Source organism: Psychrobacter sp. 5A.1 (genome assembly GCF_030407455.1).
GTDB lineage: Bacteria > Pseudomonadota > Gammaproteobacteria > Pseudomonadales > Moraxellaceae > Psychrobacter.
Window position 1 is genome coordinate 35,428 of record NZ_JASDDJ010000024.1, and the last position, 13,068, is coordinate 48,495.

General features: G+C 44.5%; 7 protein-coding genes. All 7 read right to left on the reverse strand.

All coding sequences use genetic code 11. The features are described from left to right. Positions 1-194 precede the first annotated feature (194 nt). Complete coding sequence (locus QL982_RS07210; protein WP_290161526.1) at positions 195-2,024, reverse strand: IucA/IucC family protein; 1,830 nt, start codon at positions 2,022-2,024, stop codon at positions 195-197. Position 2,025: 1 nt separating this feature from the next. After that, the gene (locus tag QL982_RS07215) at positions 2,026-3,531 is read right to left on the reverse strand and encodes an aspartate aminotransferase family protein (protein ID WP_290161527.1); all 1,506 of its coding nucleotides are present in this window, start codon (positions 3,529-3,531) and stop codon (positions 2,026-2,028) included. A gap of 129 nt (positions 3,532-3,660) precedes the next feature. Beyond that, entirely contained in the window at positions 3,661-5,010 is a 1,350-nt protein-coding gene (locus QL982_RS07220; protein ID WP_290161529.1) for a diaminobutyrate--2-oxoglutarate transaminase family protein, read from the reverse strand. A gap of 309 nt (positions 5,011-5,319) precedes the next feature. Further along, positions 5,320-7,497: a Fe(3+)-hydroxamate ABC transporter permease FhuB gene (fhuB, locus tag QL982_RS07225; protein WP_290161531.1), complete on the reverse strand. Its 2,178-nt coding sequence runs from the start codon at positions 7,495-7,497 to the stop codon at positions 5,320-5,322. After that, positions 7,494-8,507, reverse strand: a complete 1,014-nt coding sequence (locus QL982_RS07230; RefSeq protein WP_290161533.1) for an ABC transporter substrate-binding protein — start codon at positions 8,505-8,507, stop codon at positions 7,494-7,496. The genes fhuB and QL982_RS07230 overlap by 4 nt, the downstream gene beginning before the upstream one ends. Positions 8,508-8,557: 50 nt before the next feature. Further along, positions 8,558-9,322: an ABC transporter ATP-binding protein gene (locus QL982_RS07235; protein ID WP_290161535.1), complete on the reverse strand. Its 765-nt coding sequence runs from the start codon at positions 9,320-9,322 to the stop codon at positions 8,558-8,560. A 605-nt stretch (positions 9,323-9,927) separates the two neighbouring features. Further along, positions 9,928-13,068: Ig-like domain-containing protein (locus QL982_RS07240; protein ID WP_290190249.1), on the reverse strand; the 3,141-nt coding region annotated here is incomplete at its 5' end.

The following is a 13,068-nucleotide window of genomic DNA, read 5'->3' on the forward strand; positions in this document are numbered from 1 at the left end:
GATAAATCGCAGTCAAACAAGGAAAGTAGCGCAGATAATATCGAGATATTAGTCAGCTATTTGACACCGTTTGGCAAGATTTAGCCATTTTTGACCCATTTAGATAACTATCGTTTGAATTGAGGACACGCCCTAATTCTTGTTGAACCCTAACTTTTATCGTGTGCTTATCTTTGCCGTTCCAATATGACGTGCTACGTCATCATAGGGTTTGGGATATCGACATAAATAGACTGGGTTTCAACAGGTGCGGTCAGCTCATCGAGTGCATAGAGTCTGGTGAGTAGATTGCCCTTGAACGGCAATGTAGGGCTACGCAACAACAAGTCAAATAACGAACGATGTGGGTATTGTTGCTCTAACGCCATTAGACATTCTTTAAACGTCGTGATTAATGTCTCCTCACTCACAAGCTGAGTACGAGCAATAGCAGTGATAAGACCAAATATACTGTTGCCAACTAAATAATAGGCAAAGCGTGAGTCAGCAAAGTCTTCTGGAATGACACACTCTCCTTCGCTAATCAGCTCGGGATAAGCGTCAATGAGTGGCGTGGCGTACTCCGCAATATAGCCAAAGCCTTGATTGTCTCTGGCCCAAAATTTAGTAGGATAGCCGTCTTTTAGCTCAATCAGACTGTTTTGCTGATGTACCTCAAACCCAATACCATGCTGATAATACATATGAACCAGCGGTATAAAACCAACTTGCAAATAAGTATCAAACCATTGGATAGCCACCTGTTCTAGAGGTTCATCTGTCCGTTTATGGATAGACTTAAACAATGTCTCTAAGCGATTGGTAAGACGAGTTGGATGGTCTTGGCTTAGGCTGGCAAGATTGGTGACTTGCGTCTCTTCTGTAAACGGGTTATCACGTAGGATACAAATGGTCTCATCAATGATTTTTCCATCCACACGTAAGGCAATCCAAGCAGGATCATTCAATACCGCAATCGTAGGGTATTCGGTTTTGAGCTGAGTACCATAGTCGCTACGCCAGATTCGGCAGGCATGCATACCGCGTTTACATTCTTTGGGCAGGTTAATCCGCACCGAATTGGTAATCGCCACAGACAACGACAGTTTAAACATCCAAGGCGCATCAAAGGCCGCTAGCGTGCGTACTGATGTAGTCGGATGCAGATACCAACCGAGCTCACCCAAGTCAAACAATTGGCCTTGTTCTAGCAGTTTTTGATACCACGACTGCTGCTGCAAAAACCTTGCTTGCCAAGGGTGTAATGGCAACAGCTTATAGTCAGGATGCTCATCGACAAGTTGCTGCTGATAGCCACTCATATCAGCTTTTAGTTTTGATTTGAGCGCTGTGGTAATGCTATCGCCATCTACGAATTCTTCTGTAATGCAGCTGGGGTGCACTAGCCAATAATGCAGCTGGGTTTTGCTATTGGTCTCGGGCGCATACTTCGCCCACTCAGCACCATAAAAACCAGCACGGCCTTTGGGTGTAGGATGCATGGCATGACCGTAAATAAGGTTTTGTTCAGTCTGAATAAAGTCTTGCTGATAGTCAATGATGTCATCAATCTCATCATTGCGATGCTCTAAAATAATCTGTAGCCCCTCATAACTCTCAATCCAGCGCTTTAATACACCATTGGCATCTAGCGTCGCTTTCTCTTTATAACGATGCACGATGTCTTCAATAATCAAAGACGCTAAACTCATAGCAGAGGATTTTATCCATCGGCTGTTTTGCAAAGGGTCGTCCAGTTGCGTGTCTAATTTTGAGTCTGATCGTATGCTGACCTGCTTATTTAATGTAAGCGGCGTGCCCGCCAAACGATGCTGACCCAATTGGCTCACGCTATCGACAGGTACGACCATTACCGTGTTCGAAGGCAATAGCATTAGCACTAATAGAGGCTTGTTTTGTGAGGCCTGCTTCTGTATATCATCCTGCTGCTCTACGGCAATAATATCGCCGCGCCCAGTCTCAAAACAGTAAGCATTGATTAGATTTTGTAGTGTAAGTCGATCAAGCGTTTTATGCTGCATCATGTTATTTCTTCCCATCAACGTTCAGGTTGTCAGAATTGAGTCGGTTAAAACCAGCAATAGCCATCTGCTCAATGATGTCTGCAATATCATTGATTTGGGTATTGGGATTTAGAATGGTGAATTTAAGGCAAAGGCGCTGCTCAAACTGGGTGGTGGCTACATTGGCAATGTTATTGACCAATAATTCTTGTGCAATGTGGCGATTGAGCTGTGCGAGTTGGTCATCAGATAGCGCGGTATCTTTAGGTGTAAAGTAAAACAAAACACTGCTGATAATAGGCTCATGTACCAGTACAAAATTTTCATTTGCATCAATTAGCTGTGCCGCTTGCTTGGCGGTATCCAGACAGCTATCAATCAAAGTTGCATAGTCATCCGTTCCCAGTAAGTCCAGCGCCATCCACAGTTTTAAGGCATCGAATCGGCGTGTGGTCTGCAAAGAGTACGTCACCAAGTTTGGAATATTGTCTTGTTCGTCATCAGCAGAGTTTAGATATTCGCTATGATGGCGAATACTCTCAAAATTTTGATTGTCTCGTAAGAGAAAAGCACCACAGCTAATCGGCAAGAAGAAATGTTTGTGAAAGTCCAAGGTGATAGAGTCAGCTTGATTCAGACCCTCAATTAAGTGTCGATAGCGCTGTGATAGTAGCAATGCCCCGCCCCATGCCGCATCGACATGTAGCCATATCTGTTCATCACGGCAGATTTTACCAATAGACATTAGAGGATCAATAGCACCCAAGTCCGTTGTGCCAGCGGTTGCGATGATGGCCATCACATTGTCAGCACCCAGCTTATCTATCTGATGTTGTAAATCAGACATCAGCATGGCACCTGATGCATCGGTCGCTATTTTAATGACGGATTTTTGACCTAAACCTAATAGCGCCGCGTTTTTTTCGATAGAAAAGTGCGCTTGGTCTGAGCACAGGATTGCGCCAACAGACTGACCCATCAGACCATCCTTTTGCACATCAACGCCCTTAGCTTTATAGAATTGATTGCGTGCTAGGAGTAGACCCATCAAATTACTTTGCGTACCGCCACTGGTAAAGACACCACCAGCGTTATGGCCTATCTGTTCATCAAAGAGGGCACCAGAGATGTCATCAAACTGACAACGTTGACACAGCCAATGGATTAAGTCTTTTTCGATATAGGTCGCTGCTGGGCTTTGGTTCCACGAGTCCATACTTTGGTTCGTGGCCGCTATAATCATCTCAGCAATCTGACCGATGACCAGTGTGGGTGGATGTAAGTGGGCTAAGCAATTCGCATTGGCCGTCGACACACAACTGGGTAAAAACTTACTTTGAATATCAGCGAGTATCGTGTCGATGTCTCGGCCTTGCTCACGGATGCTAAAGGCATTGGTTGCTTGCACTTGTTGCGGTGTGCCGCCCAAATACACGTTATTATCGTCTAGCCACTGTTTGATAACAGCGCTGGTTTTTTGCATATGCGTGACATATTGTTCACTGGTTTGCTGGTTTAATAAATGCAAAATGTCCTCACCCGTCCTATTCTACGATTGTATAAATCGAAAATAAGTGACTTATTATTAGAGTCGTTATTAGAGTTGTTATCAGAGTTTTTTTATAAATGTGTGAATCATGCTAAGGCGCTGGCAATACTATTGATTGTCTTCTAGCGCCATATCGAGCCTTTGCAAGACTTGCTGCAGCTCATCTTTGGTTATATTAAGGGGCGGTAACAACCGCAGTACGGTGCCACCGCGACCGCCCTTTTCAATCACCAATCCATGTTTGAAACACGCTTGTTGGATTTTGGCAGCCACATCGCTGTCTGCTGGATAGCTACCGTCATTTTGCTTAGGTAGGCTGGGATTGACAATCTCTATGCCAATCATGAGACCACGCCCTCTGACTTGGCCCATTTTTGGATAGCGCTGTTGGCGTATTTTTAGCTGCGACATGAACCATGCGCCTATTTCTAAAACATAATCAGCAACGTTATTGTCTTTTAAGTAATTGAGGGTGGCAAGGCCAGTCGCCATGGCTAATTGATTGCCTCTAAACGTACCAGAATGATTGCCCGCCTGCCATACATCGTATTGTTTTTTGATACCCAGTACCGCAAGTGGCAGACCACCACCGATTGCTTTTGACATCACAATCATGTCGGGATCAATATCCGCATATTGATAAGCGAACCAACGTCCTGTGCGGCAAAACCCTGTTTGCACTTCATCAATAATCAGCATGATGCCTAGCTCTTTTGTCACTCGGCGCACATGCTTCAGCCATTCTATGGGCGCAGGGTTGACACCGCCTTCCCCTTGTATGACTTCCAAAATGACCGCGGCTGGTTTCACCACACCGCTCTCTACATCTTTTAAGAAGTTTTCAAAGTAGCGCATATGGGCGTGGATGCTTTGCTCAAAAGGCAAGCCAAACGCGCAGCGATACATATTGGGATAAGGCAAGAACTGTACCGAGCTCATCAGACCTTCGATACCTTGTTTAGGTGCCAAGTTCCCTGTCACAGCCAGCGCGCCATGCGTCATACCATGATAGCCACCGCTAAAGCTAACAACACCTGAACGACCAGTGACTTGTTTGGCGAGTTTAATAGCCGCTTCTACCGCATCAGCGCCTGTCGGCCCGCAAAACTGCAAGCAATACTCATCGCTATTGGTAGCGAGTAACTTATACATAAACTCGCTGAATTTGTCTTTTAACGGTGTGGTAATGTCCAATGTATGCATCGGTAGGTTGCTGTCTAATAGCACTTTGATACTTTCTGTGACTACGGGATGATTGTGTCCAAGTGCCAGCGTGCCAGCGCCTGATAGACAGTCGATATACTCATTACCTTCCACATCGGTAATCCACGCCCCTTTGGCTGATTGAATCGCAAAAGGTAGCTTACGTGGATAACTGCGAACCTTCGATTCAAATTTTTCTTGACGATGTAAGTAGCATTCGTTATCAAGTGGTTCGTCTAAGAGGATCGTGTCCATAGCTTCAGCCTTGTTATTGTCAGTCGTCTTGGGTAAACATTCAAAAGTAAATTTTGACGCTTACTTCTTAAAATACTGTTTTCTTATATTGAATGATAATATAAATGATAATCATTATCTTTAATGCGGTGTAGTATCTACTACCTATGATTTGCTGTCAACCCAATTTATTGGTTTTTCGAGAGGTAAAAATAATAAAGAAAAGTGTTTTGGTGACCATCACAGACCGTCGACCGCTCAGTGACACACAGCCAATAAGCACAGACAGTTCTAAAACCATCTATGCTCGCTTGAATTATTTGCTAGTAGCTATCTAAAGGCTGAGGCTGGCACCTTACGAATGAGCCATAAAAAGTAGCCACCACCAATAATGGCAGCAATCGTACCCGCCGGTAGCTCATAAGGGAAAATAACATAACGACCAATCCAATCTGCTATTACCATCACGCCTGCCCCTAAAAGTGCAGCTAATGGCAATTGTCGTTCAAGCTTGACGGCACCGAGTGAAGTAGCCAAATGTGGCACCATCAAACCAATAAAGCTCAACGGGCCAACGGCAAGTGTACTGGCCGTACTAAGCGCTGCCACTAATGCCAATAGCGACAAGGTAACTGGCGTGACTGCCACACCTAGATTACGCGCCACACCTGCACCTAACCCAAGAACTCGCAAAGGTTTAATCAGCAGTAAACTGAGTGCAAATAAGATAGATGCAATACCAATGAGATACCATACCGTACTGGGCTGGGCGCTATAAGTTGTCCCTGATAGCCAGCTGAGCATCGCCTCTAAACGCGGGTCTCCTGAGAGCTTGACCATATGCATCACCCCATCCATCATGGCGGCAATGCCTATGCCCACCAATAATAAATAACCTGAGCTGACCCTGCGTGCTAGCCAAATAATCAATAGCAGCACAGCCATCGCACCTGACAATCCTGAGATTAATAGCGTCCCTGCTCCAGCGGATAGCCCTAAACTTGGTAATAATAAAAACCCTAAAATGACCCCAAGTGCGGCACCCGAACTGACACCCAATACCTCAGGACTGGCCATGGGGTTACGCGTTAAAGTTTGCAGTAGCACGCCTGCAACTGCCAACATCAAGCCTGTGGCCGCAGCGCTCAAACTACGAGGTAAGCGGTACTGCTGAGTGAGCGCCCAGTCTGTACTGAGCCCCCAACCATTAATGTCTTGTACAAAAAGACAAGCCAGCAGGATAAGGGCGAGCACCCCAACACCCCATCGCCAAAATGCAATGGATGTATGCTTACCCGCAAGCATAGGCGTCACTGTCTCTATCCGCTCGCGACGCTGACGCAACATCAACCAAATAATCAACGGTGCACCCAAGATACCTGTCATGGCACCAGCTGGAATTTGCATATCAAGTATTGGCTCAAGCAATAATGCGACATTACTGGTCAACAATAACAGCAGCGCTCCCAACCCAAATGCTGCGGCCAAACGCTTACCAATAGAAGAAATGCCCAGTGCATTGACCAAACTTGCCGCACCAAGACCAATGAATCCAATCAAGCCAACTTCACTAATCACTAAAGCAGTCACAATTGCCACAATCAACACGACAAGTGCGCGAATACCATTAATAGGAACGCCCAAACGTTTTGCTTGGGTGTCATCTAGACTCATGATGGTCAATGGTTTTAATAAGGGCAGACATACTATCGCCATCAACGCTGCAGTAACGACTAACGCGATACTGGTATGCCAACTGTTTTGTGCCAAAAACCCAGCCGCCCATGACAGCATGCCATTACTACGCTCAGCGAAAAACAACACCAATACATTGGCCACGGCTGCCAGCAAAATATTGACCACCAAACCAGCCAGTATCAAAATCAATGGGTTAAACCGACTGGGTGCTGATAACGCAAACACTAGACTCATACTGATGATAGCCCCCACAAAGGCCACATAAAGTCCGCCATAAATGGCCAAGCTTGGCAAAAACAACGTGACGATGAGCATGGCCAACTGCGCACCAACGCCCACCCCTAGCGTCGTATCGGATGCTAAAGGGTTTTTTACCAATTGCTGTAGCAAAATACTGACCACGCCTAACAGCCCGCCAGCTAATAACGCCACCACACTGGTCGCCACGATATGCAGCTGTATCGCCATACTGGCAATGTCCAATTGCGAGCTTGGTATCAACAAATCACGGAATGGGCGCGTCCATTCTTGATCTATCAGTACCCAACTGCTCCATAATGATAGAGCCGTTAATCCGATGAGCATGACCCACAGTCGCCAAGATATATTGGTAAATAGAGAAGTTTGAGGTTTGGGTTGATTCGGTGGCGGCGATGACTGTTTTAATGATGACGTTGATGACGTTGATGACGTTGATGAGGGTTTTGAAACCGTTGCTGATTGAGAGGCTGATGTCATAGTATGAGCACTATCGGTGTGGTTATTGAGGTGATTATTGTGGTTGTTGTGAGTGTCTACATTGGCGCTCATAGTACTTCCCCGCCTTTTAATGAAACTTCTGACAAGTTATTTGCTAGGCTGACCAATGACGACATCCCGCCATAAATCCATACTGGTGGTAGCTCGCCCACACAGCGGGTATTGCCATAACCTAGGCGCTGCCAAATCAAGCTGTCATCAATTTCAGCTCTAGTGATTGGGCTTAATGGATCGATAATTAACAAGCAGGTCTCATCATCTAGTTTTGTCAAATCTCCCATTCTTATCGGCACAAATCCCCACTGATTACCCTTGCCCAATACCACAAGCTCTTTGTCCATTTGTTTTAAGGCAGGTTGAAACAAACTGTTTGCCACATACATACGCATATTATTGGCATCCGCAAACTGTACCACCGCAAACTTTTTGACTTTTGGATAGCGCTGCTGAAATTTTTGACTGGCATGACGGATATCTTTTTGACTTTGTGCAATATAGTCTTCAGCCATTTTTGGGTTGTCAATGAGTGCACCTAGCTCTCGCGTTGGTTCGGTATAGTCCGTCCACGTTGCTGTCTCTCCTTTTGCCGCAGACATCACAGATTCTGCAGGCACATCGCCGTATAAGTTGCGTGCATGCTCATAAAAGTAGTTGTCTATGACCATATCGACAGGCAGTTGAGCGATTAGCTCAGCATTGGGCTGATAGCGGATGCCTAAGTCTGTTATTGACGTCGGCAGCTTAGGGCTACCAACCCATCTGTCCCAAACCCTCACATCGCCTGTCGCAATCGGCGCATGCCCCATCGCTGTCAAAGTCGCCGCATTACCCCAGTCAGGAGAGACGATGTTGAGTCTATCACTGTGACGGTTTTCTGCTTTTGAGGTAAGAGTAGACGATGATTCATCGAGCTGATCCGTATTTTTTTGCGTGGGTGTTGGGCTATCACAGGCTGTCAATACTAAGCACAATGAGAGAAAAAACCACTTAAATACTGTCACAGTAGCTGACGTGACTGTTGGATACTTGGATGATTGTTCTGTATAAAAAAGAGGAAGCATAGAAGCATATCTTTGTAAGCGAGTTAGAAATAAGAAGCAATAATTAGAGGCTAAGCGACTGCGACAGGCTGCCCAGTAATGGGATGACTGAGTAATTGCATATCGACATTAAAAATATCGTGTAGCACGGTAGGTTGCATGGTGCTGGCGATATCACCGTTGTGACACACTCGGCCATTTTTCAGCGCAATGATTCGATCCGCATACTGCGCGGCCAAATTAATATCATGGATAATAATTACCACGCTCAAGCCTTGCTCGTCCACCAAACGACGAATGAGCTGAATGACCTCGATTTGATAATGCATATCGAGGGCAGCAAGTGGCTCATCGAGCAACAGGTAACGGGTATCCTGTGCCAGACACATGGCAAGCCAAGCACGAGCGCGCTCACCACCTGATAGCGTGGCCGTGATTCGATCAGCGAAGGCTTCGGTTTGAGTCACCTTTAATGCTTGTGCCACTTTATCTTTATCAATTTGGGTGGGCTTTTGCAGCCATTTTTGATGGGGATAGCGCCCTAGCATGACCAACTCACGCACCGTGAATCCAGCAGCTTCTGGCAACTGCTGCGGCAGATATGCCATTTGCCGCGCCAGTTCTTTATTGCCGTAATCATTAATACTGTGCTCATCTAATGTGATAGTGCCGCTACTACTTGCCATTTCGCCCGCTAACGCTTTTATCAAGGTCGACTTGCCAGAGCCATTATGCCCAACCAAAGCCACCAATTGATTGGTATCAATCTCACAGCTCACATTGTCTAATAGAGTATTTCCTTGACGGTTGATAGTCAGTTGATCTGCACGTAGCATATAAGCTCTCATTATTGATAAAGGTATATTTAATAAAAATCATTGCTTATCGATTATTGGTGATAGCTCAATTTTTTGATGATCAAACAGCAATAAAAACTGATTTTACTCGTAAACGATAACAAAAACAATTATCATTAACTAAAAATCGCTCGCTTTACCTTCAATGCTACGCTGATGGTGAGTATGGGAGTGTTCCTAAAATACTTGGCTAACCCCTGCATATACTAGGGCGTGTCCTCATTTTAAAAATGGTGATAAAAATGAGATAAATCGCAGTCAAACAAGGAAAATAGCGCAGATAATATCGAGATATTAGTCAGCTATTTGACGCCATTTGGCAAGATTTAGCCATTTTTAACCCATTTAGATAACTATCGATTGAATTGAGGACATGCCCTAGCTACAGTCAAAAAAGTCTAAAACGGATACATGGCAGCTGACTGCAGATTGTACAAGTCGTACATCTAGGGATGGGTAACGCTGTAGTAGTTTAGGGTCTATTGAATATTGAATATTGCACCGATAAAGACTATCTATGACCTAAACCCATACAAAAAAACGCTCCCTTTTAGGAGCGTTTTTTTACAGCTTAAATGTCATTATCAGATAACATTGTCATCTACAGCAGTCTGAATGTACAACTTCGCCAAATTACCACTGTCCTGATACAGATCATAACCCGCTTGGTCAGAAGTACCAGACTTAGTCATACCAGACACATTGACAGCATCAATACTATCGCCTTTGATAAACAATTCGTTATTAGTATCCGTCATGCTAATAACATCGCTCAATCCTAAGCTAAGCGTTTGGGCGGTATCATTGGTCATATTGATGGTTTCAAAATTAGTCACGTTACTCAAATCGATACTAGACACAATACTCGTATCAGTAATCACCAAGGTATCATTGTCTAGGCTACCATCTGAGTTTTCGCCGCCGTTAATTTCGATATCATTTTTATCAAATATCAAAATATCGTTACCGTCACCACCCAGCAATCTATCTGCACCACTCAGGCCAATTAACGTATCGTCTCCTTTGCCACCACTTAGCGTTTCTGCTTGGTTAGTACCGACCAAATAGTCATTATCAGCGGTACCACGTGGCGCAATATCATCTATTGAATCTGGGCTTTGCGGTGTTGCGTACTCATTATAGTTTAAGGTAACTGTTGAGTTGGCCATGTCACCATCAGAGTCCTGATAAGCAAATGAGAATACATCAATATCATCTACGCCAGGCGTGACGATATCTGCAATGTTTTCCACTGGATCAAACTTATAACTACCATCAGCATAGCCAATAAATAATCCGTAGTCCGTTTGGAATTCATAATTGGTCGTGTCACCATCGGTATCGATAACTGCAATCGCTCCATCACTATCAGTTGTTGACACACCTGACCAGACAATACCAGTGGTAGTCGAGTTGAGATAATCAACCGCATCACCACCAACCGCTACCTTTCCTTCAATGACGATATTATTATCTAACTTAGGTAAAGGGTTCAGAGGCGTTAATTTACCGATGATGTCATAGATATTTTCCTGACCTTCTTCACTATTGACCACAAAAGTACCTTCATCATCTAAAGCAGGATCGTACTCATTCAAAGCAAAGTCGGTATCAACGATGTTATCACCATCACTGTCATATTTATCAATAATACCGTCATTATTGGTATCTTCAGCGCGTCTGCCATTCGTACTAAAGACAACATAGTCGAGATTACCAGCAGTATCTAGAACAGTATCAATGATGTTATCACCATCGAAATCAATGCCATCTGAGACTAAGTCTCTGTCTAAATCCATATAAGCAAAATTACTGTTACCGATAACGGTATATCTATAGCCACCTGTCGTATCGCCTACATATTGCGCGTCGCCTACATCTCCTATAGTGCCGTTACCATTCAAGTTATAGTAAAAAGTACCATTCGCAGCCTGATCATTGAACCCATTAATTAACTTACCAAGAGTAGAATACATTGACTGATCAATTAGCCCATCACCATTGTCATCGACGCCATTGTTATTTTGATATGCCTTCAAAAACGCCTTGTTTTTATCAGAGTCGATAGCAGCGTTAGGATCTTTATTCACGAGCATTAAATCAAGGTTATATTGCTGACCAGCAATCTCTACAACCTGAGAAGCATTTGGTATAACAATGAAATCACTTTGAACAAACACATCTGAGTAAATTGTAGAATCTAAACCATAGGAAGCAGCCGTTAAGTTATTGGGCGTTTCGTTATGTTTCAACAAATAATCGACATTGACTGGCTCCGAGTTACCATTAACATCAACCGTAAAGTTGATATTTAGTATCGTATTAATCAAAGTACCGCCATCTCCAAAGATACCAAAATTAATATGTGAGAAATCACCTAAATCAATATCGCTTTCAAACTTAATTTCTTCACCTGCACCTTGATAGTTGGTGCTTTCATAGGTGGTATAGCCTGCAGGAGAGCTGTCGGCATCTCCTGGTCTACCCCAGTAAATACCTTCATCCATAGCGTCTATGTAGGTATTTCCATCAGGTGCTGTATACGTCGCATCTTGTTCTGCAGACAATATTCCCGTTGCACCATAATCCCTAGATGAGACCGTAGTACCAGCACTACCAGCTGCAGGATTATTAGCCACTAGATAACCTGTTGCTGTCGCTGCTGGCTGAGAAAATAATGTTTCAGTAAAGCCTGTTTGCAAACCAGTGATGGTAACGGTTTCTTGCTGAACATCAACGTTCCAAACAACTGGTTGGGGAGCAGGAGAATCATCTTCGATGATAGCCAGCAACTCATCAGATGTAATCAGAGGATTGGCAGCTGTGGCATTTTCAAACACCTCAATACCAAAATTCACAGACAGTATGCCTTCAATATTGTCACCTTGAGCATGATCTACAGGTGCACCCAATGTGACGTTGTATCCAAACTGATAGCCATCAACAATAGCCTCTTTACTACCATTTAAACCGACGGTCAGTACATTCTGAACTTGAGTGGCACCAGCGCTGTCTATATAGGTATATTCACCAATGATGTCACCCGTAGTTGGATCAATTCTGAAAACCACTGGGTTGCCTTGACTCGTAATGCCGTTATCCACGGTTGGTAATACAAATTTAACAACAGAGTCAGTAAGACTGGTATCCGTGTCCGTTACTTTGATCCAATTATTATCGGAATCAGTTAATGAGTCAGTGGTATCAAGCTCTGGATTTGGATCAGAGTCTGGATTGCCTCCTGCTAACCCTTCTTCAGAAACGCGACCTGGTGGTTCCACTTCAATCTTAGTCAATTGGTCATAGTCGATGGTGACAGTCGCTTCGTTAGATAATAGATCAGTTGTATCTTCAACCGTGTAGCTGATTGGGGTTGGGTTGCCCGTGAAGCCTGCTTCTGGGGTAAAGGTGATATCACCTGATACTGGGTCAACCGTCCATACGCCTTCGCTGGCTACATCAACTGATTTACCGTCAGCGGCAATGGTGCCACCCGCTGGCGATAGCGTGATCACCACGCTGGTTGGGTCAAGATCATTTTCAGCATCAGTGTCGTTTCCGACTACAGCAACAGTAATTGCATTACCAAATATTTGATCCAGTCTTTCATCATCCACAGCCACTGGCGCATCATTGACTGGTGTGACAGTGATGTCTAAGGTGGTGCTGTCGGTGTTGCCTTCAGCATCGGTCACGGTGTAACCCACTTGTGGCACGGTGCCATT

What these genes read in the sequence shown, in the direction of transcription:
- QL982_RS07235 (WP_290161535.1), bottom strand. Translation starts at nt 9,322, where the DNA reads ATGCTACGTGCAGATCAACTGACTATCAACCGTCAAGGAAATACTCTA.
- QL982_RS07230 (WP_290161533.1), bottom strand. Translation starts at nt 8,507, where the DNA reads ATGCTTCCTCTTTTTTATACAGAACAATCATCCAAGTATCCAACAGTC.
- QL982_RS07210 (WP_290161526.1), bottom strand. Translation starts at nt 2,024, where the DNA reads ATGATGCAGCATAAAACGCTTGATCGACTTACACTACAAAATCTAATC.
- QL982_RS07220 (WP_290161529.1), bottom strand. Translation starts at nt 5,010, where the DNA reads ATGGACACGATCCTCTTAGACGAACCACTTGATAACGAATGCTACTTA.
- fhuB (WP_290161531.1), bottom strand. Translation starts at nt 7,497, where the DNA reads ATGAGCGCCAATGTAGACACTCACAACAACCACAATAATCACCTCAAT.